Source organism: Streptomyces sp. NPDC058664, from assembly GCF_042716635.1.
GTDB lineage: Bacteria > Actinomycetota > Actinomycetes > Streptomycetales > Streptomycetaceae > Streptomyces.
The window spans coordinates 142,197-165,537 of sequence record NZ_JBHXRW010000002.1 but is presented as its reverse complement, the minus strand read 5'-3'; the positions used below and the strand labels follow the sequence as shown (position 1 = coordinate 165,537).

Here is a 23,341-nt window from a genome sequence, read left to right as displayed (position 1 = left end):
CCAGTGACAACGATCACCCCCCATTCCGGGAACCGGAAATCGAACTCCGGCGAGGCCCCGGGCCGTTTTGGCCCCTCACAGGGTGGGCCCGGTACGCTCACCGCCGTGCCACACGCTGATCAGTACCGAACCGCCCCGCCCCGGCCGGAGCAGGCCCGCCCGACACCCCTGGGCGTCCTGGCCGCGTACCTGGGGGTCGACGCCCCCCGGGACGCCGAGATCTCGGGCATCACCCACGACTCGCGGGCCGTGCGCCCCGGCGACGTGTACGCCGCCCTGCCCGGCGCCCGCCTCCACGGCGCCGACTTCGTCGCCCAGGCCGCCGGACTCGGAGCCGCCGCGATCCTCACCGACCCGGCGGGCGCCGAGCGCGCCGCCGCGACCGACCTGCCGGTCCTGGTCGTCGAGAATCCGCGCGGCCGGATGGGCGAACTCGCCGCCGAGATCTACGGACGGCCCGGCGCCGACCTCCTCCAGATCGGCATCACCGGCACCTCAGGCAAGACCACCACCGCCTACCTCGTCGAAGGCGGACTGCGTGGCGCCGGACACCGCACCGGGCTCGTCGGCACCGTCGAGACGCGGATCGAGGACGAGCGCATCAAGTCGGAGCGGACCACCCCCGAGGCCACCGACCTCCAGGCGCTCTTCGCCGTCATGCGCGAGCGCGGCGTCGACGCGGTCGCCATGGAGGTCTCCAGCCACGCCCTCGTGCTCGGCCGGGTCGACGGTTGCGTCTTCGACGTCGCCGTCTTCAACAACCTCAGCCCGGAGCACATGGAGTTCCACTCCGACATGGACGACTACTTCCGGGCGAAGGCCGGGCTCTTCACGCCCGAGCGCAGCCGCCTCGGTGTGGTCAACCTCGACGACGAGTACGGCCGCAGGCTCGTGAAGGAGGCGACCGTCCCGGTCGTCACCTTCTCCGCCGCGGGCCGCGCCGACGCCGACTGGCGCGCCGAGGACGTCGTCCTCGGCTCCCACGACTCGACGTTCACCGCCGTCGGCCCGGAGGGCGTGCGGATCCCCGCCACCGCCCCGCTGCCCGGCCCGTTCAACGTCGCCAACACCCTCGCCGCGATCGCCACCCTCGCCGCCGCGGGCGTCGACCCCAAGAGCGCAGCCGAGGGCGTCGCCGCCGTCCCCGGCGTACCGGGCCGCCTGGAGCGGGTCGACGCCGGCCAGCCGTACCTCGCGGTCGTCGACTACGCGCACAAGACGGACGCCGTCGAATCGGTCCTGCGCTCCCTGCGCGAGGTCACCGAGGGCAGCCTGCACGTGGTCATCGGCTGCGGCGGCGACCGGGACACCACCAAGCGCGGCCCGATGGGCGCCGCCGCCGCCCGGCTCGCCGACACCGCCGTCCTCACCTCCGACAACCCCCGCTCCGAGGACCCGCTCGCGATCCTCACCGCCATGCTCGCGGGCGCCGCGGACGTGCCGGCGGGGGAGCGCGGCGCCGTCCTGGTCGAACCCGACCGGGCCGCCGCCATCGCGGCCGCCGTCGCCCGCGCGCGGCCCGGCGACACCGTCCTGGTCGCAGGCAAGGGCCACGAACAGGGCCAGGAGATCGCCGGAGTGGTCCGCCCCTTCGACGACCGCGAGGTCCTGCGCGCGGCGATCCTCGAACAGAACGCCACCCGGGCCGTCCCGGGCGAAGCCAGTCACGAGAACAGCCACCAGAACAGTCAGGGATGAAGCAGTGATCGCCCTCTCCCTCGCCGAGATCGCCGAAATCGTCGGCGGGCAGGCGCACGACATACCGGATCCGGCCGCCCGGATCACCGGGCCCGTCGTCATCGACTCCCGCGAGGTGCGGGCCGGCAGCCTCTTCGCGGCCTTCGCCGGTGAGCACGTCGACGGCCACGACTACGCGGAACGCGCCGTCGCCGCGGGCGCGGTGGCGGTGCTCGCCACCCGCCCCGTCGGCGTCCCCGCCCTCGTCGTGGACGACGTCCAGACCGCGCTCGGGGCCCTCGCCCGGGCGGTCGTCGAACGGCTCGGCACCGATGTCGTCGCCCTCACCGGCTCGGCGGGCAAGACCTCCACCAAGGACCTGATCGCCCAGGTCCTCGACCGGCACGCGCCCACCGTGTGGACGCCCGGTTCGCTCAACAACGAGATCGGCCTGCCGCTGACCGCGCTCCGCGCGAGCGACGAGACCCGGCACCTGGTCCTGGAGATGGGCGCCCGCGGCATCGGGCACATCCGCTACCTCACCGGCCTCACCCCGCCGCGGATCGGCCTCGTCCTCAACGTGGGCACCGCTCACATCGGCGAGTTCGGCGGCCGGGAGCAGATCGCCCAGGCCAAGGGCGAGATGGTCGAGGCGCTGCCGTCGGCCGAGGAGGGCGGGGTGGCGGTCCTCAACGCCGACGACCCGCTCGTCCGCGCGATGGCGAGCCGCACCAAGGCCCGCGTGATCCTGTTCGGCGAAGCGGACGAAGCGGCCGTACGGGCCGAGAACGTCCACCTCACAGCCGCCGGACAGCCCTCTTTCCGTCTTCACACACCCACCGGGTGCAGCGACGTGACCTTGCGCCTGTACGGTGAGCACCACGTGTCGAACGCGCTCGCAGCGGCCGCCGTCGCGCACGAGCTGGGCATGCCTGTCGAAGAGATCGCCACCGCGCTCTCCGAGGCCGGCACCCTGTCGCGCTGGCGCATGGAGGTCACCGAGCGTCCGGACGGCGTGACGATCGTCAACGACGCCTACAACGCGAACCCCGAGTCCATGCGAGCCGCCCTGCGCGCGCTCGCGGCCATGGGAAGGGCCGCACAGGCCCGAGGGGCTCGTACGTGGGCGGTGCTCGGCAAGATGGCCGAGCTCGGTGACGCATCGCTCGTCGAGCACGACGCGGTCGGACGGCTCGCCGTCCGGCTCAACGTCAGCAAGCTCGTCGCGGTCGGGGACAGGGAAGCGTCCTGGCTGCAACTGGGCGCATATAACGAGGGTTCGTGGGGTGAGGAGTCGGTGCACGTGTCCGACGCGCAGGCGGCTGTCGACCTGTTGCGCAGTGAGCTGCGCCCGGGGGACGTCGTCCTTGTGAAGGCTTCCAGGTCGGTCGGTCTCGAACAGGTCGCCCTGGCTCTCCTCGACACCGAGGGCGAGGTCACCGGCCGATGAGGCAGATCCTCTTCGCGGGGGCCATCGGGCTCTTCCTGACCCTGATCGGCACGCCGCTGCTGATCAAGCTGCTCGCCCGCAAGGGATACGGGCAGTTCATCCGCGACGACGGCCCGCGCGGCCACGCCGGGAAGAAGGGCACGCCCACCATGGGCGGCATCTCCTTCATCCTGGCCACGCTCATCGCGTACGCCCTGGCCAAGGTCATCACCGGTGAGGACCCGACGTACTCGGGCGTCCTGGTGCTGTTCCTGATGGCCGGCATGGGCCTCGTCGGCTTCCTCGACGACTACATCAAGATCGTCAAGCAGCGGTCGCTGGGCCTGCGCGCCAAGGCGAAGATGGCCGGCCAGCTGATCGTCGGCATCGCCTTCGCCGTGCTGTCGCTGCAGTTCGCGGACCTGCGCGGACTCACGCCCGCCTCCGAGAAGCTCTCCTTCATCACGGACTTCGGCTGGTCCATCGGACCGGTGCTCTTCGTGGTCTGGGCGCTCTTCATGATCCTCGCCATGTCCAACGGCGTGAACCTGACGGACGGCCTGGACGGCCTGGCCACCGGCGCCTCGGTGATGGTCTTCGGCGCGTACACCTTCATCGGGCTCTGGCAGTTCCAGGAGTCCTGTGCGAACGCCATGACCCTGACCAACCCGAACGCCTGCTTCGAGGTGCGCGACCCGCTCGACCTCGCGGTCGTCGCCTCCGCGCTGATGGGTTCCTGCTTCGGCTTCCTGTGGTGGAACACCTCGCCGGCCAAGATCTTCATGGGTGACACCGGCTCGCTCGCCCTCGGCGGCGCGCTCGCCGGTCTCGCCATCTGCTCCCGTACGGAGCTCCTGCTGGCCCTGCTCGGCGGCCTGTTCGTGCTGATCACGATGTCCGTGGTCATCCAGGTCGGCTCGTTCAAGATGACCGGCAAGCGCGTCTTCCGGATGGCACCCCTCCAGCACCACTTCGAACTCAAGGGGTGGTCCGAGGTCCTTGTCGTCGTCCGGTTCTGGATCATCCAGGGCATGTGCGTGATCGTGGGCCTGGGCCTCTTCTACGCGGGATGGGCATCGGAAAAGTGACAGAACAGCTCGACTGGACCGGCAAGAACGTCACCGTCGCGGGGCTCGGGGTGTCCGGCATCCCGGCCGCCCGCGTCCTGCACGGTCTGGGCGCCGTCGTGACCGTCGTCAACGACGGCGACGACGAGCGCTCCCGGGCCCAGGCCGCCGAACTGGAGGCGGAGGGCATCACCGTCCGCCTCGGCGACGGGGCGACCCTGCCGACCGGTACCGAGCTGATCGTCACCACCCCCGGCTGGCGCCCCGACAAGCCGCTCTTCACGGCCGCCGCGGAGGCGGGCGTGGAGATCTGGGGCGACGTCGAACTCGCCTGGCGGCTCAGGGGCCCTGACGCGGCCCCCTGGCTCGGGGTCACCGGCACCAACGGCAAGACCACGACCGTCCGGATGCTCGCCTCGATCCTGGAGGCGGCCGGACTGCGGACCGCCGCCGTCGGCAACATCGGCGTCTCGCTCCTCGACGCCGTCCTCGGCGACGAGACCTACGACGTGCTCGCCGTCGAGCTGTCCAGCTACCAGCTGCACTGGGCGCCGTCCGTCCGCGTCCACTCGGCCGCCGTGCTCAACCTGGCTCCCGACCACCTCGACTGGCACGGCTCCATGGAGGCGTACGCCGCCGACAAGGGCCGGATCTACGAGGGCAACCAGGTCGCCTGCGTCTACAACGTCGCCGACAAGGCCACCGAGGACCTGGTCCGCGAGGCCGACGTCGAGGAGGGCTGCCGGGCCATCGGCTTCACCCTCGGCACCCCCGGCCCCTCCGAACTCGGCGTCGTCGAGGGCATCCTCGTCGACCGGGCCTTCGCCCCGAACCGGCAGAAGAACGCCCAGGAGCTCGCCGAGATCGCCGACGTCCAGCCGCCGGCCCCGCACAACATCGCCAACGCCCTCGCCGCCGCCGCCCTCGCCCGCGCCTTCGGCGTCGACGCGAAGGCCGTACGGGACGGGCTGAAGGCCTTCCGGCCCGACCCGCACCGCATCGAACTGGTCGAGGAGATCCAGGGAGTCACGTACGTCGACGACTCCAAGGCCACCAACACCCACGCCGCGGAAGCCTCGTTGGCCGCCTACGACCCGATCGTCTGGATCGCCGGCGGCCTCGCCAAGGGCGCGACCTTCGACGAGCTCGTGGAGAAGTCGGCGAAGCGCTTGCGCGGGGCCGTCCTGATCGGCGCCGACCGTGCCTTGATCCGCGAAGCCCTGGCGCGACACGCCCCGGAGGTACCGGTGGTGGACCTCGACCGGACCGACACTGGGGCGATGTCCGAGGCGGTCCGCGAGGCGGCCCGTCTCGCCCGCCCGGGGGACACGGTGCTCCTCGCCCCGGCCTGCGCCTCGATGGACATGTTCACCAACTACAACAAGCGCGGCGAGGCCTTCGCGGACGCGGTCCGCGCCCTCGCCGCCACCGGGGACGCCTGACCTGCCCAGTGGGAAGGTCCGGCCGGACCGGGCACGACCGGAGGGGGCAGCGACCATGCCGAGCAAGATCGCAGGGACACGCCGGCCGTCCGCCGTACGCGGCGGGGGGCGGGCCCCCGCGGTTCCGCGACGGACGCGCGGCGGAGGCCTGCGAGGCCTGCGCAGGCGGGCGCTGAAGGCCTGGGACCGGCCGCTCACGGCGTACTACGTGATCAGCGGCGCGGGGATGCTCATCACCGCGCTCGGCCTCGTGATGGTCTACTCCGCCTCGATGATCACGGCGCTCACCTACGACCTGGTGCCGTCCTACTTCTTCCGGAAGCAGTTCTTCGCCGCGCTCCTGGGCACCGGACTGCTCCTGGCCGCCTCCCGGATGCCGATCAAGCTGCACCGGGCGCTCGCCTACCCGATCCTGGTCGGCGCGGTCTTCCTGATGGTGCTCGTGCAGATCCCCGGGATAGGGCACGCGGTCAACGGCAACCAGAACTGGATCTCCCTCGGCGGCCCCTTCCAGCTCCAGCCCAGCGAGTTCGGCAAGCTGGCGCTGATCCTGTGGGGGGCCGACCTGCTCGCCCGCAAGCACGACACGAAGCTGCTCACCCAGTGGAAGCACATGCTGGTGCCGCTGGTTCCCGGCGCCTTCATGCTGCTCGGGCTGATCATGCTCGGCGGCGACCTGGGCACCTCGATCATCCTCGCCGCGATCCTCTTCGGCCTCCTGTGGACGGCCGGAGCACCCACCCGGCTCTTCGTCGGGGTGCTCGGGGTGGCCGGCGCGATCGGCGTCCTGCTGATCAAGACGAGCCCCAACCGGATGAAGCGCTTCGACTGCATCGGAGCGACCGACCCCGGCGGAGAGGGAGCCCCCTGCCTCCAGGCCGCGCACGGAATCTATGCTCTGGCCTCGGGCGGATGGTTCGGTTCCGGACTCGGTGCGAGCGTCGAGAAATGGGGCCAACTGCCCGAGGCGCACACCGACTTCATCTTCGCGGTCACCGGTGAGGAACTGGGTCTGGCGGGGACGCTGTCGGTACTCGCCCTGTTCGCGGCTCTAGGCTATGCGGGTATCCGCGTGGCCGGAGGCACGGAGGACCCCTTCGTGAGGTTCGCCGCGGGAGGTGTGACCACCTGGATCACGGCTCAGGCCGTGATCAACATCGGTGCGGTGCTCGGTCTGCTGCCGATCGCCGGGGTCCCGCTCCCGTTGTTCTCCTACGGTGGGTCGGCCCTGCTGCCGACCATGTTCGCCGTCGGGCTCCTCATCGCCTTCGCGCGACAGGAACCCGCCGCGAAAGCGGCCCTGGCCATGCGCCGCCCCGGTTGGGGTAAGCGGGCCGGGGTGAGATGGAAGTCGATGCGACGGCGCGTCAAGAAGCGCCCGTCCGGAGAGCGGTGAATTTCGGTGCATGTCGTACTCGCCGGCGGGGGGACCGCCGGCCACATCGAGCCGGCGCTGGCCCTCGCGGACGCCCTGCGCAGGCAGGACCCCAGTGTGGGGATCACGGCGCTCGGCACGGAGAAGGGTCTGGAGACCCGGCTCGTGCCCGAGCGGGGCTACGAGCTGGCCCTCATCCCCGCCGTACCGCTGCCCCGCAAGCCCACCCCCGAGCTGATCACCGTCCCCGGGCGGCTGCGCGGCACGATCAAGGCCGCCGAGCAGGTCCTCGAACGCACCAAGGCGGACTGCGTGGTGGGCTTCGGCGGCTACGTGGCGCTGCCCGGCTACCTCGCGGCCAAGCGGCTCGGCGTGCCGATCGTGGTCCACGAGGCCAACGCCAGGCCCGGCCTCGCCAACAAGATCGGTTCGCGATACGCGGCCGGGGTCGCCGTCGCCACCCCGGACAGCAAGCTCCGCAACGCCCGCTACATCGGCATCCCGCTGCGGCACACCATCGCGACCCTCGACCGGGCACGGGTGCGCCCCGAGGCGCGCGCCGCCTTCGGGCTCGACCCGAACCTGCCGACGCTCCTCGTCTCGGGCGGCTCGCAGGGCGCCCGGCGGCTCAACGAGGTCGTCCAGCAGGTCGCCCCGGTGCTCCAGCGCTCGGGCATCCAGATCCTGCACGCGGTCGGCCCGAAGAACGAAATGCCGCGCGTCGACAACATGCCCGGAATGCCGCCCTACGTGCCGGTACCGTACGTGGACCGGATGGATCTCGCGTACGCCGCCGCCGACATGATGCTCTGCCGCGCGGGCGCGATGACCGTCGCCGAGCTGTCCGCCGTCGGGCTGCCCGCCGCGTACGTCCCCCTGCCCATCGGCAACGGTGAACAGCGGCTCAACGCCCAGCCGGTGGTCAAGGCCGGCGGTGGGCTCCTCGTCGACGACGCGGAGCTGACCCCGCAGTGGGTGCAGGGCAACGTCCTGCCCGTACTGGCCGATCCGCACCGGTTGTACGAGATGTCCCGCGCCGCCGCCGAGTTCGGCCGCCGGGACGCCGACGACCTGCTCGTCGGCATGGTGTACGAGGCGATCGCCGCACGCCGACAGGCGTAGCGGCCGCGAAAGGCGGGAAGCGTGGCAGCCGGACCGACGACCGCCGAGAAGAGCGGCGCGAGCACGTCGAAGGGGTCGTCGGGCGGTCCGTCCCGCACGGGTGCCCGGAACCGAGGGTTCCGGGCACCTGGAACCCGGACGCTCCTGATCGCGTTCGGCGTCCTCGCCCTCGTGGCCGGTGGCGTCTGGGCGCTCTACGGCTCGGCCTGGTTCCGTGTGGAACGTGTGAAGACTTCCGGCGCCGCGGTCCTGACCGTGCGTGAGATCGAGGCCGTCGCCGCCGTCCCGATGGGGGCCCCGCTCGTCACGGTCGACACCGACGCCATCGAGGCCCGGCTCCGGCAAAAGCTGCCGCGCATCGAGACGGTGACCGTCGCACGGTCCTGGCCGCACGGAATCGGGCTGAAAGTGACGGAACGAAAGCCCGTTCTCCTCATGGAAAAGGGCGGAAAGTTCATCGAAGTGGACGCGGCCGGTGTGCGGTTCTCCACCGTCGACAAAGCCCCTCCCGGTGTCCCCCGGCTCGCCCTCGACAGCGCCTCCTCCCCGAGCCTGCGCCGCTTCGACGCGGGCCGACTGCTCCGCGAGGCGGTCCGCGTCCGGGGTGAACTCCCGGCGGAAATCGCCCGGAACACTCGTGTCGTGCGCATCACCTCGTACGACTCCGTCACTCTGGAGCTGACCGGGGGACGCACCGTCTTCTGGGGCAGCGGCGAGCACGGCCCGGTCAAGGCCCGGGTTCTCACCGCGCTCATGAAGGCCACTCCCAAAGCGGGGCACTTCGATGTAAGTGCCCCCACGGCGCCCGCCTCGTCCGGAAGTTGACGGGTATCGCCCCTGGCCAGCACCCTGGTTGGCCAGCGCTACGGGTGATCACATAGGGTGAAAAGAAAAACGGGAGGTTCGGCGTGTTCGTTGAACGTGCGCCGCTTGTCGACTTAGTGTCTCGTTCGGAAGAGTCCAGCGAACAGAGACACTGGTAACCCTAAACTTCAACGTTAGGGTTTGGGTCGGCGTTTCGGACCGTCCCAATCGGCATCCGTCGGAGCGGCGCGACCAACCGCGCAGCGACGACACGTAACTCGAGGCGAGAGGCCTTCGACGTGGCAGCACCGCAGAACTACCTCGCAGTCATCAAGGTCATCGGTGTCGGCGGCGGTGGTGTCAATGCCATCAACCGAATGATCGAGGTCGGTCTCAAGGGCGTCGAGTTCATCGCGATCAACACCGACGCGCAAGCGCTGTTGATGAGCGACGCCGACGTCAAGCTCGACGTCGGTCGTGAACTCACCCGCGGCCTCGGGGCCGGGGCCAACCCGGCCGTCGGTCGCAAGGCGGCAGAGGACCACCGTGAGGAGATCGAGGAGGTCCTCAAGGGGGCCGACATGGTCTTCGTCACCGCCGGCGAAGGCGGCGGCACCGGCACCGGCGGCGCACCCGTCGTCGCCAACATCGCACGCTCGCTCGGCGCCCTCACGATCGGTGTGGTCACCCGGCCGTTCACCTTCGAGGGACGCCGTCGGGCCAACCAGGCGGAGGACGGCATCGCCGAACTCCGCGAAGAGGTCGACACCCTCATCGTCATCCCCAACGACCGGCTCCTGTCGATCTCGGACCGCCAGGTCTCCGTGCTCGACGCCTTCAAGTCGGCCGACCAGGTGCTGCTGAGCGGTGTCCAGGGCATCACCGACCTCATCACCACCCCGGGTCTGATCAACCTCGACTTCGCCGACGTCAAGTCGGTCATGTCCGAGGCCGGTTCCGCCCTCATGGGCATCGGCTCCGCCCGCGGCGACGACCGCGCGGTGGCGGCGGCGGAGATGGCGATCTCCTCGCCGCTCCTGGAGGCCTCCATCGACGGCGCCCGCGGCGTGCTGCTCTCCATCTCCGGCGGCAGCGACCTCGGTCTCTTCGAGATCAACGAGGCCGCACAGCTGGTCAGCGAGGCGGCCCACCCCGAGGCCAACATCATCTTCGGCGCCGTCATCGACGACGCCCTCGGCGACGAGGTCCGGGTCACCGTCATCGCGGCCGGCTTCGACGGCGGTCAGCCGCCGGCCCGCCGGGAGAACATCATCGGCTCGGTCTCGGCCAAGCGCGAGGAGCCGGCCCCGGCACCCCGCCACGTCGAGACCTCCCGTCCGCTGGGCGGCCTCGGCACGGTCGCCCCGCGCGAGGAGCCGGTCCAGGCTCCGGTCGAGCCGGCCCCGGCCGTCAACGAGGCCCCGCTGTCGCCCGCCCCGCCGGTCGTCCCGCCGGCCCGTCCGTACGCGGACAGCCAGGCCGAGGAGCTGGACGTCCCGGACTTCCTGAAGTGATAGGACAGCGCTTCGACGCGAACGGCGCGCACTTCGCCTTCACCGACCGGTGGGGCGGGGTGAGCGCCGTTCCGTACGAGGAGCTCAACCTGGGCGGTGCGGTGGGGGACGACCCCGGGGCCGTACGCGCCAACCGGACGCTCGCCGCCGGCGCCCTCGGGCTCGACCCGGCCCGGGTGGTCTGGATGAACCAGGTGCACGGCGCGGACGTCGCCGAGGTCGACGGACCGTGGGGCACCGACGCGATCCCGTCGGTGGACGCGCTCGTCACCTCCCGACCGGGACTCGGACTCGCCGTCCTCACCGCGGACTGCGTACCCGTCCTCCTCGCCGACCCGGTCGCCGGAGTCGCCGCCGCCGCCCACGCCGGGCGCCCCGGGATGGTGGCGGGAGTGGTCCCGGCCGCGGTCGCGGCCATGATCGAACTCGGTGCCGACCCCGCCCGTATCGTCGCCCGCACCGGCCCCGCCGTCTGCGGGCGCTGCTACGAGGTGCCGGAGGCCATGCGGGCCGAGGTCGCCGCGACCGAACCGACCGCCTGGGCCGAGACGAGCTGGGGCACCCCGGCCGTCGACGTCACCGCCGGAGTGCACGCCCAGCTCGAACGGCTCGGCGTCACCGACCGGCAGGCCAGTACGGTCTGCACCCGGGAATCCGGTGACCACTACTCGTACCGCCGCGATCGCACCACGGGGCGACTCGCGGGATATGTCTGGTTGGACTGAGAAGAGACATGACGGACCGCACGTCGGAACTCGCCGAGAACCTGGCCCGGGTGGAGGCGCGCATCGCCGCCGCCTGCGCCGCGGCCGGACGCCCGCGGGAGGAGGTGACGCTCATCGTGGTCACCAAGACCTATCCCGCGAGCGACGTGAGAATCCTCCACGGACTCGGCGTACGGCACGTCGCCGAGAACCGGGACCAGGACGCCGCCCCCAAGGCGGCCGCCTGTGCCGACCTTGATCTGACCTGGCACTTCGTGGGCCAGTTGCAGACCAACAAGGTCAGATCCGTGGTGGGTTATGCCGATGTGGTGCAGTCTGTCGACCGCTTGAAGCTCGTTTCCTCCCTTTCCGCCGCCGCGGAGAAGGAGGGCCGCGAGCTCGGCTGTCTCCTCCAGGTCGCCCTCGACGCCGAGTCCGGTGAGCGGGGCGACCGCGGCGGTGTCGCGCCGGACGGGATCGAGGAGTTGGCGGCCGCGGTGGACGCCGCCCCCGGACTGCGGCTCGACGGACTGATGACCGTCGCCCCGCTCGCCGGTCCGTACGCGGGACGGCAACGGGCGGCCTTCGACCGGCTGATGGATTTGTCGACTGTCCTGCGCGCGACCCGTCCGGCTGCGAACATGGTGTCGGCAGGGATGAGCGCGGACCTCGAGGAGGCCGTCGCGGCCGGGGCGACACACGTACGCGTCGGTACGGCGGTACTCGGCGTCCGCCCGAAGCTCGGGTAACGTCGCGAAGCAAGTCGGACCACAGCAGAAAATATGGTCATTCCGCAGAACGGCGGGACGACCCGTGGATCGCGGGCACTTGGTGACGCTGCGAATTGGCCAGTAGGGCGATCCACCACAGAGCGGAGGACTCAGAGAATGGCCGGCGCGATGCGCAAGATGGCGGTCTACCTCGGCCTCGTGGAGGACGATGGGTACGACGGCCGGGGCTTCGACCCCGACGACGACTTCGAACCCGAGCTGGAGCCGGAGCCCGAGCGCGAGCGGCGTCACACCCCCCCGCGCCAGGTGGAGCGTGAGGAACCGGTACGAGTGGTGCAGCCCCCGGCGCCCCGGGAACCGGTCGCCCATTCTGTCCCGGTACTCGCCGAAAGCGGACGTCCGGCCCGAATTGCCCCCGTGGCATCCATCACACCCGAACGTCCGAGCATGGAGAAGAACGCACCGGTGATCATGCCCAAGGTCGTGTCCGAGCGGGAGCCCTACCGCATCACCACGCTGCACCCCCGGACCTACAACGAGGCCCGTACCATCGGGGAACACTTCCGTGAGGGCACCCCGGTGATCATGAACCTCACGGAGATGGACGACACGGACGCGAAGCGACTTGTCGACTTTGCCGCCGGACTCGTCTTCGGGCTCCATGGCAGCATTGAGCGCGTGACGCAGAAGGTGTTCCTGTTGTCGCCTGCTAACGTCGATGTCACGGCGGAGGACAAGGCCCGGATCGCAGAGGGCGGATTCTTCAACCAGAGCTGAGAACACGAGAACCGGACGGGCCGGCCGCGAAGCGGTCGGACAAGTAAGAGCACGTAAGTCAGGGGAGAGGGAAACGCGGGATGGGCGTCGCACTACAGGTGGTCTACATCGTGCTGATGTGCTTCCTCGTCCTCCTCATCGTCCGACTTGTCATGGACTACGTCTTCCAGTTCGCCCGTTCATGGCAACCCGGTAAGGCGATGGTGGTCGTCCTTGAGGCCACCTACACTGTCACCGATCCACCGCTCAAGCTTCTGCGGCGACTCATCCCGCCGCTGCGTCTCGGGGGCGTGGCACTCGACCTGTCCTTCTTCGTTCTGATGATCATCGTCTACATCCTGATCTCCATCGTGAGCAGCTTCGCGAGGTGAATGTGGACGATACGGTCTTGCCGACTGCCGACGACTACGTAGAGGTGAAGAAGAGATGCCGCTGACCCCCGAGGACGTGCGGAACAAGCAGTTCACGACCGTCCGCCTCCGAGAAGGCTATGACGAGGACGAGGTCGATGCCTTCCTCGACGAGGTCGAGTCCGAGCTGACCCGCCTGCTCCGCGAGAACGAGGACCTGCGCGCCAAGCTGGCCGCCGCGACGCGCGCCGCCGCGCAGAACCAGCAGCAGCAACAGCAGCAGGGCATGCGCAAGCCTCCGGAGCAGCAGGATCGTCCCGTCGGTCCCGGCGCGCCCGTGCCCGCCGCCATATCCGGACCGCCGGTCCAGCAGCAGCCGCCGCAGATGGGCCCGCCGCAGCTGCCGTCCGGTGCCCCCCAGCTTCCCCCCGGCCCCATGCAGGGCGGTCCCATGCAGGGCGGCCCGATGCAGGGCGGTCCGATGGGTCCCGGCCCGATGCAGGGCGGCCCCATGGGCCACCCGCAGCAGCAGCAGATGCAGCAGCAGCAGATGCAGCAGCAGATGCCGCCGCAGATGCAGCAGCCTGCCCAGGGTCCCGGTGGCGACAGCGCCGCGCGTGTCCTCTCGCTGGCCCAGCAGACCGCCGACCAGGCGATCGCCGAGGCCCGCTCCGAGGCCAACAAGATCGTCGGCGAGGCGCGCTCCCGCGCCGAGGGCCTGGAGCGGGACGCCCGCGCCAAGGCGGACGCTCTTGAGCGGGACGCCCAGGAGAAGCACCGCGTCGCCATGGGCTCCCTGGAGTCCGCCCGCGCCACGCTCGAGCGCAAGGTCGAGGACCTGCGCGGCTTCGAGCGCGAGTACCGCACGCGGCTGAAGTCGTACCTGGAGTCGCAGCTGCGTCAGCTGGAGACCCAGGCCGACGACTCGCTGGCCCCGCCGCGCACCCCGGCCACGGCTTCCCTGCCGCCGGCCCCGTCGATGGCCTCGGCGGGCGCGAGCGCGCCGTCCTACGGCGGCAACGGCACGATGGGCGGTGCGCCGTCCATGGGTGGCGCCCCCTCCTACGGCGGCGGTCAGCAGCAGATGTCTCCGGCGATGACCCAGCCGATGGCTCCGGTCCGTCCGCAGGCACCGCAGCCGATGCAGCAGGCCCCGGCGCCGATGCGCGGCTTCCTGATCGACGAGGACGACAACTGACGGCGCCCGGTCGCGCGATGAGCGCGTAGCCGTCGGCAGGCTAGAAGGGCCGGTCCCCTCCGGGGGGCCGGCCCTTTGCCGTGGGCCCACGCGCCTGTGCGGGGGTACGGCGAAGGGCCCGGCACCACCACTGGTGCCGGGCCCTTCGCCGTATCGCTTACGCCTTGCGGAGGCGGAACGTCAGGGACAGGCCCTCGTCCTCGAACGGCGTGCCGTACGTGTCGTCCGCGTCGCCCTGGGCGTGGTCCGTGGCCAGGACCTCGTCGGCGATGAGGTCGGCGTGGGCCGTGAGGGCCTCGACGGTCTCCGGGGAGTCGGAGGACCAGCGCAGGGCGATGCGGTCGGCGACGTCCAGGCCGCTGTTCTTGCGGGCCTCCTGGATCAGACGGATCGCGTCACGGGCCAGGCCCGCCTTGCGCAGCTCCGGGGTGATCTCCAGGTCCAGGGCGACCGTCGCGCCGGCGTCCGAGGCGACCGACCAGCCTTCGCGAGGGGTCTCCGTGATGATGACCTCCTCGGGGGTGACGGTGATCGTCTCGCCGTTCACCTCGAGGGTCGCCTCGCCCGCGCGCAGGGCCAGGGAGAGCGCCGCCGCGTCGGCGGCCGCGACCGCCTTCGCCACGTCCTGGACGCCCTTGCCGAAGCGCTTGCCCAGGGCGCGGAAGTTCGCCTTCGCCGTCGTGTCGACCAGCGAGCCGCCCACCTCGGAGAGGGAGGCGAGCGAGGAGACGTTCAGCTCCTCCGTGATCTGGGCCTGGAGCTCGGGGGAGAGGGCCGCGAAGCCCGTCGCCGCGACCAGCGCGCGGGAGAGGGGCTGGCGGGTCTTCACGCCGGACTCCGCGCGCGTGGCGCGGCCCAGCTCCACCAGGCGGCGGACCAGGAGCATCTGCTCGGAGAGCGTCCTGTCGATCCGGGCGGTGTCCGCCTCCGGCCAGGTGGCCAGGTGGACGGACTCGGGGGCCTCCGGCGTCACCGGCACCACCAGGTCCTGCCAGACCCGCTCCGTGATGAACGGGGTCAGCGGGGCCATCAGGCGGGTGACCGTCTCGATCACGTCGTGGAGGGTGCGCAGGGCCGCCTTGTCGCCCTGCCAGAAGCGGCGGCGCGAGCGGCGCACGTACCAGTTGGAGAGGTCGTCGACGAAGGCGGAGATCAGCTTGCCGGTGCGCTGGGTGTCGTACGACTCCATCGCCTCGGTCGTCTCGGCGACCAGCGTGTTCAGCTCGGAGAGCAGCCAGCGGTCGAGGACCGTGCGGTCGGCCGGGGCCGGGTCCGCGGCGCTCGGCGCCCAGCCGGACGTACGGGCGTACAGCGCCTGGAAGGCGACCGTGTTCCAGTACGTCAGGAGGGTCTTGCGGACGACCTCCTGGATCGTGCCGTGGCCCACCCGGCGCGCCGCCCACGGCGAGCCGCCGGCCGCCATGAACCAGCGGACCGCGTCGGCGCCGTGCTGGTCCATCAGCGGGATCGGCTGGAGGATGTTCCCCAGGTGCTTGGACATCTTGCGGCCGTCCTCGGCGAGGATGTGGCCCAGGCAGACCACGTTCTCGTAGGACGACTTGTCGAAGACCAGGGTGCCGACGGCCATCAGGGTGTAGAACCAGCCACGGGTCTGGTCGATGGCCTCGGAGATGAACTGCGCGGGGTACCGGGACTCGAACAGTTCCTTGTTCTCGTACGGGTAGCCGTACTGCGCGAACGGCATCGAGCCCGAGTCGTACCAGGCGTCGATGACCTCGGGCACGCGCGTGGCGGTCTTCGAGCAGCTCGGGCACGGGAAGGTCACCGCGTCGATGTACGGGCGGTGCGGGTCGAGCTCCGACTGGTCCGTGCCGGTCAGCTCGGTCAGCTCCGCGCGCGAGCCCACGCAGGTGAGGTGGTCGTCCTCGCAGCGCCAGATCGGCAGCGGGGTGCCCCAGTAGCGGTTCCGGGACAGCGCCCAGTCGACGTTGTTCGTCAGCCAGTCGCCGAAGCGGCCGTGCTTGACCGAGTCCGGGAACCAGTTCGTCCGCTCGTTCTCGGCGAGCATGCGGTCCTTGACCGCGGTCGTGCGGATGTACCAGGACGGCTGCGCGTAGTACAGCAGCGCCGTGTGGCAGCGCCAGCAGTGCGGGTAGCTGTGCTCGTACGGGATGTGGCGGAAGAGCAGGCCGCGCGCGTCCAGGTCGGCGGTGAGCGCCTCGTCGGCCTTCTTGAAGAAGACGCCGCCGACCAGCGGCACGTCCTCCTCGAAGGTGCCGTCGGGGCGGACCGGGTTCACGACCGGCAGGCCGTACGCCTTGCAGACCTTGAGGTCGTCCTCACCGAAGGCGGGGGACTGGTGGACCAGACCCGTACCGTCCTCGGTCGTCACGTACTCGGCGTTCACGACGTAGTGCGCCGGGGCGTCGAAGGGGATCAGCTCGAAGGGGCGCCGGTACGTCCAGCGCTCCATCTCGGCGCCCGTGAACGACTCGCCGGTGGTGACCCAGCCCTCGCCGAGCGCCTTCTCGACCAGCGGCTGCGCGACGACGATCCGCTCGTCGCCGTCGGTGGCGACCACGTAGGTGACCTCGGGGTGGGCGGCGACCGCCGTGTTGGACACCAGGGTCCACGGGGTCGTCGTCCAGACGAGGAGCGCCGCCTTGCCGGCCAGCGGTCCCGAGGTCAGCGGGAAGCGGACGTAGACCGAGGGGTCGACGACCGTCTCGTAGCCCTGGGCCAGCTCGTGGTCGGAGAGGCCGGTGCCGCAGCGGGGGCACCAGGGGGCGACCCGGTGGTCCTGGACCAGGAGGTCCTTGTCGAAGATCTGCTTCAGGGACCACCAGACCGACTCGATGTACGAGGGGTCCATGGTCCGGTACGCGTCGTCGAGGTCGACCCAGTAGCCCATGCGGGTCGTCAGCTCGGCGAAGGCGTCGGTGTGCCGGGTCACCGACTCGCGGCACTTGTCGTTGAACGCGGCGATGCCGTATTCCTCGATGTCCTTCTTGCCGGAGAAGCCGAGCTCCTTCTCGACGGCGAGCTCGACCGGCAGGCCGTGGCAGTCCCAGCCGGCCTTGCGGGCCACGTGGTAGCCGCGCATGGTCCGGAAGCGGGGGAAGACGTCCTTGAAGACGCGGGCCTCGATGTGGTGCGCGCCGGGCATGCCGTTGGCGGTGGGCGGACCCTCGTAGAACACCCACTCGGGGCGTCCCTCGGACTGCTCCAGGGTCTTGGCGAAGACCTTGTTCTCCTGCCAGTGATCGAGCACGGCGCGCTCCATCGCGGGCAGGTCGATCTGGGCGGGCACCTGGCGGTACTGCGGCGGTGTCATCGAGTTCCTCCGGCGGACTGTCGTCGTTCCGTCGGAGGGACGAGAGCGCTGCTCCCGCGGTACCACCCTCCTTGGCCCCGGGCACGCACGCCCTGAGCCCCCTCATTGGGGTCGCGACGCCGGGTCTAGTCACCGCGCTGTGCTGCGGCTTTCTTCCGACGGCTCCGGGGTGATGCTTCACATCGGGCTCGCCCCCGGGCTCTCACCGTCCCCGGGTCGCTCATGGCTGCGTACGACGCTACTCGTCCCCATCCAAGCCTTTCGCTGTGGCCAGTGTACGGGGCCCGGTGCGGGGCGGCAGACCGGTTTTCCCGTGACCCGAATGGCCATACGGGACGGGCCGGACCCGGATGCGGCCATGTGGGGGAGGGGCGGGACGGATTACCCGGCGGGGAGCTGGGCACAACGGAGGCAGGCCCGCCCCGAGGGGCGCGGGGACGGGTGGGAACGGCGGCGTGCCCCGTTGCCGCGGGCCCTGGGCCGATTTATCGTCCCAGCACGATGCGCGAGCAAGATCACAAAATGTGAAGGGGCCGCGACATGGTGGCGAAGAAGACCGCCGCGAAGAAGACCTCGGCCGCCGGTTCCGCCGGTACGGCCGAGGGCGCCAAGGACGTGGCCGGGAAGAGGACGACGGTCACGGAGCCGCCGACGGTCGTGAAGAGGACGCCCGCCGTGAAGAAGACGGCAGCCGGGAAGACGGCCGCCGGGAAGACGCCCGCCAAGAAGGCCGTGGCGAAGAAGGCGGCTGCCAAGAGGGCGCCCGCGAAGAAGCAGACAGGAGCCGGTTCGGTGGCAGCGAAGAAGACCGCGGGTGTCGTCACGACCGCCGGGGACGAGGCGGCGGTGCCTCCGGCCCGTACCGGCGAGCTCGCGGTGCGGCCGGGCGAGGATCCCTGGACCCCGGCGGAGGTCACCGAGGCCCGCACCGTGCTCCAGGCGGAGGTGCTGAGGCTCCGCACCGAGCTGGCGCACTCCCAGGAGGAGCTCACCGGCCTCATGCGGGACTCCGGCGACGGCGCCGGGGACGACCAGGCCGACACCGGCACCAAGAACATCACCCGGGAGCACGAGCTGGCCCTCGCGGCCAACGCCCGGGAGATGCTGGAGCAGACCGAGCACGCCCTGGAACGGCTCGACGCCGGCACGTACGGCCTCTGCGAGGTGTGCGGGAAGCCGATCGGCAAGGCGCGGATGCAGGCCTTCCCCCGGGCCACCCTCTGCGTCGAGGACAAGCAGCGGCAGGAGCGGCGCGGCTGACGGACCCGGCTGAGCGGCTGACGATCCCGACCGCGCGGCCGACGGTCTCGGCTGCCGGTCTCGTACGCCTGTGCCGTACCCTCGGTGCACGGTCAGGCATCGAGGTCGAGGGACTCACTCACGTGGCAGAGGCGGAGCGCATCATCGGTACGCCGGATTCAGCAGGGGCCGACGACTCGGCCGCCTCCGACGAGTCGGCCGCCGTCGACGGAACGGCCGCGCCCGACGGGTCGGCCGCTCCCGGGGAGCGGCCCAGGGGCAGGCGGCGGATCCTCGCGCTCTTCGTGGTGGCGCTCGTGGCCTACCTGCTCGACCTGGGCAGCAAGATGCTGGTGGTCGCCAAGCTGGAGGGCCGCGAGCCGATCCGGGTGATCGGCGACGTGCTGCGCTTCGACGCCATCCGCAACCCCGGTGCCGCGTTCGGCATGGGCGAGGCCTTCACGATCATCTTCACCTGTATCGCCGCCGCCGTGATCGTCGTGATCATCCGGCTCGCCCGGAAGCTCTACAGCCTGCCCTGGGCGATCGCGCTCGGTCTGCTGCTCGGCGGTGCGCTGGGCAACCTCACCGACCGGATCTTCCGCTCGCCGGGCGTCTTCGAGGGCGCGGTCGTCGACTTCATCGCCCCCGCGCACTTCGCCGTCTTCAACCTCGCCGACTCGGCGATCGTGTGCGGCGGCATCCTCATCGTGATCCTGTCGTTCCGGGGTCTGGACCCGGACGGAACCGTCCACAAGGACTGACGGACGACCGACGCCGGACGGAGTACGTCCGGCACAAGGCATACTCGACGGGTGAGTACGAGTCCCGAGATCCGCACGCTGCCCGTTCCCGATGGCCTGGAGGGCGAGCGCGTCGACGCCGCCATCGCCCGTATGTTCGGGTTCTCCCGTACGAAGGCGGCCGAGCTGGCCGCCGCAGGGAAGGTCCAGGTCGACGGCTCCGTCGTCGGCAAGTCCGAGCGGGTGAGCGGCGGCGCGTGGCTCGAGGTCGAGATGCCGGGCGCGGCCGCCCCCGTCCAGATCGTCGCCGAGCCCGTCGAGGGCATGGAGATCATCCACGACGACGACGACATCGTCGTGATCATGAAGCCGGTCGGCGTGGCCGCGCACCCCAGCCCCGGCTGGACCGGCACCACGGTCATCGGCGGCCTCGCCGCCGCCGGCTACCGCATCTCCACCTCCGGCGCCGCCGAGCGCCAGGGCATCGTGCACCGCCTCGACGTCGGCACCTCCGGTCTGATGGTGGTGGCCAAGTCGGAGTACGCGTACACCTCGCTCAAGCGCCAGTTCAAGGAGCGCGTGGTCGACAAGCGCTACCACGCGCTCGTGCAGGGGCACCCCGACCCGATGAGCGGCACCATCGACGCCCCCATCGGCCGGCACCCGAACCACGACTACAAGTGGGCGGTCACCGCCGAGGGCAAGCCCTCGGTCACGCACTACGACCTCATCGAGGCGTACCGCTCGGCCTCGCTGCTCGACATCAAGCTGGAGACGGGCCGCACCCACCAGATCCGGGTGCACATGTCCGCCCACCGCCACCCCTGCGTCGGCGACCTCACCTACGGCGCCGACCCGACGATCGCCAAGCGCCTCGGCCTGACCCGGCAGTGGCTGCACGCCGTCCGCCTCGGCTTCGAGCACCCGGGCGACGGCTCGTGGGTCGAGTTCGCCAGCACCTACCCCGAGGACCTGCGCAAGGCCCTCGACCGGATCGCGGCGGAGAGCCAGTGAGTGCCGTGTTCGGCGTCCGCCAGGCGCTGGGCCCCGAGGACCGGGAGGCCTGCTTCGCGGTCCGCCGCGAGGTCTTCGTCGAGGAGCAGGGCGTTCCGCGGGAGCTGGAGTACGACGCGTACGACGCGACCGCGGCGCACGTGCTCGCCGTGCGCGAGGACGGGCTGCCGCTGGGCACCGGGCGTCTTCTCTTCGGGGCGGACGCGGTCGGAAAGACCGGCGGCGACGCCTCGGTGGGCTCGCTCGGCCGGCTGGCGGTCGTCAAGGCGGCACGCGGTCTCGGCGTCGGCGCGGCGCTCGTCCTGGCCGTCGAGGACGCGGCCCGGGAGCGCGGTCTGACCGCCGTCGACCTGCACGCGCAGACCCACGCGCTCGGTTTCTACGAGCGGCTCGGCTACGAGGCCTACGGCCCCGAGTTCCCGGACGCGGGCATGCCGCACCGCGCGATGCGCAAGGCCCTGTAGACGCGGGTGCCGCCGGGGCCGGGACCCGTTCCCGGCACCCATGCGGGGGCAATGGCCGCCAAAGCGGACATACGTGGCAGGGTGTGCCCGTGGATCAATTGGCCCTGTTGTTCTTGCTGCTGCTCGGCGCCCTGCTCACCGTCCCCCTCGGTGAGCGGCTCGGACTGCCCGCGCCCGTCCTGATGACCCTCATCGGGATCGTGCTGGCCTTCCTGCCCTTCGTGCCGAACGTCGAGATCCCGCCGGAGCTCATCCTCCCGCTGGTGCTGCCGCCCCTGCTCTACGCCTCCGTGCAGCGCACCTCCTGGCGGCAGTTCGCGGCCAACAAGCGGCCCATCTTCCTGCTCGCGGTCGCCCTCGTCTTCGTCACCACGGCCGCCGTCGGCGCGGTCGCGCACACGCTGGTGCCCGGCCTTCCACTGGCCGCCGCGATCGCGCTCGGCGCCCTCGTCGCGCCGCCCGACCCGGTCGCGGCGACCGCCGTGGCCGGCTCGCTCGGCCTTCCGCGCCGCCTCGTGTCGATCCTGGAGGGCGAGGGCCTCTTCAACGACGTCACCGCGATCGTGCTCTACCACGTGGCGATCGCCGCCGCCGTCAGCGGCTCCTTCTCCTGGCCGGAGGCGGTCGGCGCGCTCGTGCTCTCCGCCGTGGTCGCCGTGATCGTCGGTCTGGGGCTCGGCTGGCTCTCCAACAAGCTCATCGGGGTCCTGGGAGACGTCACCCTCCAGACCGGCCTCACCCTCCTCGTGCCGTTCGTGAGCTACGTCCTCGCCGAGGAGCTGCACGGCTCCGGCGTCCTCGCCGTCCTGGTCACCGCGCTCTTCCTCGCCGAGCACGCGACCGACGCCGACGACGTCATGGGCCGGCTCGCCGGGCAGACCTTCTGGCAGGTCGTGGACACCCTCGTCACCGGCATCGCCTTCGGCCTGATCGGCCTGGAACTCGTGCACGTCTTCGGGGTCGCCGAAGGGCACGGCTGGGAGATGCTCCGCTGGGGCGCCGTCGTCGTCGCGGTGGTCGTCGGGGTCCGGCTGCTCTGGCTGCTGCCCGCCACCTGGCTCGCGAAGCGGCTGCACACGCGCCGGGACGTCGACGAGGAGATCCCGACGAGCTGGCGGGAGACCGTCGTCATGTGGTGGGCGGGGATGCGCGGGGTGGCCTCGGTCGCCCTCGCGCTCGCCATCCCGCTCCGCACCGACGACGGCTCGCCGTTCCCCGGCCGTGACGAGATCGTCTTCATCGCCTTCTGTGTGATCATCGCCACCCTCGTCTTCCAGGGCCTCACCCTGCCCTGGCTGGTCAAGCGGCTCGGGGTGCGGGCCGACGCGGACGCCGAGCGCGCCCTCGAGCGGGATCTCGCCATCCGGGCCGCGAAGGCCGCCAAGCGCAGGCTCAAGGAGATCGAGGAGGTCGAGGAGCTGCCCGAGGACGTCCAGGAGCGGCTGCTGCGCGGGGCGTACGACATCGGGGCCCGGATCAGTCCTGACATGGTCGACGAGGAGCGGAAGGCCGCCTTCGCCGAGCGGACGGAGCGGGTCAGGGCGATGCAGCGGATCCAGCGGGAGCTGATGTCGGCCGCCCGGCACGAGGTGCTCGCCGCGCGCAGCGAGCCCGGCGCCGACCCGGAGGTGGTGGACCGGGTGCTGCGGCAGCTGGACGTCCGCAGCATGCGGTGAGACCGGTGCCCCGGGGGCCGGATGGCAGGATGGGACGCATGGACATCATGCTCTTCCACTCGGCCTACGGGCTGACCCCTTCCGTCGAGGCCGCTGCCGAGCGGCTCCGCGCCGCCGGGCACCAGGTCTGGACCCCGGACCTCTACGGGGGCCGGACGGTGGGGACCGTCGAGGAGGGTGTGGAGCTCCGGGACGAGATCGGCAAGGACGAGCTGCTGAAGCGGGCGGTCCTCGCCGCCGCCCCCTACTCCGAGCGCGGACTGGTCTACATGGGCCTCTCCCTCGGGGCCTCGATCGCGCAGACCCTGGCGCTCGGGGACGAGAAGGCGCGCGGGCTGCTGCTGTTCCACGGCACCTCGGACCTCGCGGAGTCCGCGTCGGTGGACGAGCTGCCCGTACAGCTGCACGTGGCCGATCCCGACCCGTTCGAGACGCACGACTGGCTGTCCTCCTGGTACCTCCAGATGCGCAAGGCGGGGGCGGACGTGGAGATCTACCGCTACCCGGGCGCGGGGCACGTGTTCACGGACGCGGAGCTGCCCGACTGGGACGAGGAGGCGGCCGAGCGGGCCTGGTCGGTGGCGCTGGCCTTCATCGAGGATCTGTAGGACGGTGCCGAACGGGCGTGGGGGCCCCGGGGGGGGGCGCGGGGGGGCCGCGGGGGCCGCGCGGGGCGGGGGCGGGGGCGGGCGCGTAATAAGAGAACAGAAACACGCCCGC

At 71.2% G+C, this 23,341-nt stretch carries 20 protein-coding genes; 19 read left to right on the top strand and 1 reads right to left on the bottom strand.

Going from position 1 to position 23,341, the window contains the following annotated elements:
• Positions 1-3: 3 nt before the first annotated feature.
• From ACFWUY_RS02450 to ACFWUY_RS02390, 13 genes are all read left to right on the top strand, one after another.
• Entirely contained in the window at positions 4-1,698 is a 1,695-nt protein-coding gene (locus ACFWUY_RS02450) for a UDP-N-acetylmuramoyl-L-alanyl-D-glutamate--2,6-diaminopimelate ligase (protein ID WP_384101123.1), read from the top strand.
• A 4-nt stretch (positions 1,699-1,702) separates the two neighbouring features.
• Positions 1,703-3,127 carry a UDP-N-acetylmuramoyl-tripeptide--D-alanyl-D-alanine ligase gene (gene murF, locus ACFWUY_RS02445; RefSeq protein ID WP_384101121.1) on the top strand — a complete coding sequence of 475 codons (1,425 nt, stop codon included), beginning with the start codon at positions 1,703-1,705 and terminating at the stop codon, positions 3,125-3,127.
• The gene (gene mraY / locus ACFWUY_RS02440) at positions 3,124-4,194 is read left to right on the top strand and encodes a phospho-N-acetylmuramoyl-pentapeptide-transferase (RefSeq protein WP_055601726.1); all 1,071 of its coding nucleotides are present in this window, start codon (positions 3,124-3,126) and stop codon (positions 4,192-4,194) included. The genes murF and mraY overlap by 4 nt, the downstream gene beginning before the upstream one ends.
• Complete coding sequence (gene murD, locus ACFWUY_RS02435; protein ID WP_384101119.1) at positions 4,176-5,615, top strand: UDP-N-acetylmuramoyl-L-alanine--D-glutamate ligase; 1,440 nt, start codon at positions 4,176-4,178, stop codon at positions 5,613-5,615. The genes mraY and murD overlap by 19 nt, the downstream gene beginning before the upstream one ends.
• A 55-nt stretch (positions 5,616-5,670) precedes the next feature.
• On the top strand, positions 5,671-7,011 hold the full coding sequence (gene ftsW, locus ACFWUY_RS02430) for a putative lipid II flippase FtsW (RefSeq protein WP_384101117.1): 1,341 nt from the start codon (positions 5,671-5,673) through the stop codon (positions 7,009-7,011).
• 6 nt (positions 7,012-7,017) lie between these two features.
• On the top strand, positions 7,018-8,112 hold the full coding sequence (murG, locus tag ACFWUY_RS02425) for an undecaprenyldiphospho-muramoylpentapeptide beta-N-acetylglucosaminyltransferase (protein WP_125664549.1): 1,095 nt from the start codon (positions 7,018-7,020) through the stop codon (positions 8,110-8,112).
• Positions 8,113-8,133: 21 nt separating this feature from the next.
• On the top strand, positions 8,134-8,937 hold the full coding sequence (locus tag ACFWUY_RS02420; RefSeq protein ID WP_384101114.1) for a cell division protein FtsQ/DivIB: 804 nt from the start codon (positions 8,134-8,136) through the stop codon (positions 8,935-8,937).
• Between the two features lie 278 nt (positions 8,938-9,215).
• Entirely contained in the window at positions 9,216-10,430 is a 1,215-nt protein-coding gene (gene ftsZ, locus ACFWUY_RS02415) for a cell division protein FtsZ (protein WP_384101112.1), read from the top strand.
• Positions 10,427-11,155: a peptidoglycan editing factor PgeF gene (gene pgeF, locus ACFWUY_RS02410; RefSeq protein WP_384101110.1), complete on the top strand. Its 729-nt coding sequence runs from the start codon at positions 10,427-10,429 to the stop codon at positions 11,153-11,155. The genes ftsZ and pgeF overlap by 4 nt, the downstream gene beginning before the upstream one ends.
• An 8-nt stretch (positions 11,156-11,163) precedes the next feature.
• A complete protein-coding gene (locus ACFWUY_RS02405) occupies positions 11,164-11,883 on the top strand; it encodes a YggS family pyridoxal phosphate-dependent enzyme (protein ID WP_384101108.1) in 720 nt (239 codons plus the stop codon).
• A 138-nt stretch (positions 11,884-12,021) separates the two neighbouring features.
• The gene (locus ACFWUY_RS02400; RefSeq protein ID WP_384101106.1) at positions 12,022-12,642 is read left to right on the top strand and encodes a cell division protein SepF; all 621 of its coding nucleotides are present in this window, start codon (positions 12,022-12,024) and stop codon (positions 12,640-12,642) included.
• Between the two features lie 80 nt (positions 12,643-12,722).
• Positions 12,723-13,013 carry a YggT family protein gene (locus ACFWUY_RS02395; protein WP_017238790.1) on the top strand — a complete coding sequence of 97 codons (291 nt, stop codon included), beginning with the start codon at positions 12,723-12,725 and terminating at the stop codon, positions 13,011-13,013.
• Positions 13,014-13,068: 55 nt separating this feature from the next.
• Positions 13,069-14,190 (top strand): DivIVA domain-containing protein, encoded by a 1,122-nt coding sequence (locus ACFWUY_RS02390; RefSeq protein WP_384101104.1) that lies wholly within the window; start codon positions 13,069-13,071, stop codon positions 14,188-14,190.
• A gap of 157 nt (positions 14,191-14,347) precedes the next feature.
• Here ACFWUY_RS02390 and ileS read toward each other — a convergent pair whose 3' ends face one another.
• Positions 14,348-17,485: an isoleucine--tRNA ligase gene (ileS, locus tag ACFWUY_RS02385; RefSeq protein WP_384101102.1), complete on the bottom strand. Its 3,138-nt coding sequence runs from the start codon at positions 17,483-17,485 to the stop codon at positions 14,348-14,350.
• 540 nt (positions 17,486-18,025) lie between these two features.
• Between ileS and ACFWUY_RS02380 the strand changes: the two genes are divergently transcribed.
• From ACFWUY_RS02380 to ACFWUY_RS02355, 6 genes are all read left to right on the top strand, one after another.
• Entirely contained in the window at positions 18,026-18,745 is a 720-nt protein-coding gene (locus ACFWUY_RS02380; protein ID WP_384101100.1) for a TraR/DksA family transcriptional regulator, read from the top strand.
• 122 nt (positions 18,746-18,867) lie between these two features.
• Positions 18,868-19,488, top strand: coding sequence for a signal peptidase II (gene lspA / locus ACFWUY_RS02375; protein WP_384101093.1), 621 nt, complete (start codon positions 18,868-18,870; stop codon positions 19,486-19,488).
• 51 nt (positions 19,489-19,539) lie between these two features.
• Entirely contained in the window at positions 19,540-20,481 is a 942-nt protein-coding gene (locus ACFWUY_RS02370; RefSeq protein WP_384101091.1) for an RluA family pseudouridine synthase, read from the top strand.
• Positions 20,478-20,945 carry a GNAT family N-acetyltransferase gene (locus ACFWUY_RS02365; RefSeq protein WP_384101089.1) on the top strand — a complete coding sequence of 156 codons (468 nt, stop codon included), beginning with the start codon at positions 20,478-20,480 and terminating at the stop codon, positions 20,943-20,945. The genes ACFWUY_RS02370 and ACFWUY_RS02365 overlap by 4 nt, the downstream gene beginning before the upstream one ends.
• 89 nt (positions 20,946-21,034) lie before the next feature.
• Positions 21,035-22,621, top strand: coding sequence for a Na+/H+ antiporter (locus ACFWUY_RS02360; RefSeq protein WP_384101087.1), 1,587 nt, complete (start codon positions 21,035-21,037; stop codon positions 22,619-22,621).
• Positions 22,622-22,650: 29 nt separating this feature from the next.
• The gene (locus ACFWUY_RS02355; RefSeq protein WP_078945870.1) at positions 22,651-23,229 is read left to right on the top strand and encodes a dienelactone hydrolase family protein; all 579 of its coding nucleotides are present in this window, start codon (positions 22,651-22,653) and stop codon (positions 23,227-23,229) included.
• Positions 23,230-23,341 lie beyond the last annotated feature (112 nt).

Coding starts and splice junctions, on each gene's coding strand:
- ACFWUY_RS02355 (WP_078945870.1), top strand. CDS start 22,651: ATGGGACGCATGGACATCATGCTCTTCCACTCGGCCTACGGGCTGACC.
- ileS (WP_384101102.1), bottom strand. CDS start 17,485: ATGACACCGCCGCAGTACCGCCAGGTGCCCGCCCAGATCGACCTGCCC.
- ACFWUY_RS02390 (WP_384101104.1), top strand. CDS start 13,069: ATGCCGCTGACCCCCGAGGACGTGCGGAACAAGCAGTTCACGACCGTC.
- ACFWUY_RS02380 (WP_384101100.1), top strand. CDS start 18,026: ATGGTGGCGAAGAAGACCGCCGCGAAGAAGACCTCGGCCGCCGGTTCC.
- ftsW (WP_384101117.1), top strand. CDS start 5,671: ATGCCGAGCAAGATCGCAGGGACACGCCGGCCGTCCGCCGTACGCGGC.
- ACFWUY_RS02400 (WP_384101106.1), top strand. CDS start 12,022: ATGGCCGGCGCGATGCGCAAGATGGCGGTCTACCTCGGCCTCGTGGAG.
- ACFWUY_RS02405 (WP_384101108.1), top strand. CDS start 11,164: ATGACGGACCGCACGTCGGAACTCGCCGAGAACCTGGCCCGGGTGGAG.
- ACFWUY_RS02395 (WP_017238790.1), top strand. CDS start 12,723: ATGGGCGTCGCACTACAGGTGGTCTACATCGTGCTGATGTGCTTCCTC.
- mraY (WP_055601726.1), top strand. CDS start 3,124: ATGAGGCAGATCCTCTTCGCGGGGGCCATCGGGCTCTTCCTGACCCTG.
- murD (WP_384101119.1), top strand. CDS start 4,176: ATGGGCATCGGAAAAGTGACAGAACAGCTCGACTGGACCGGCAAGAAC.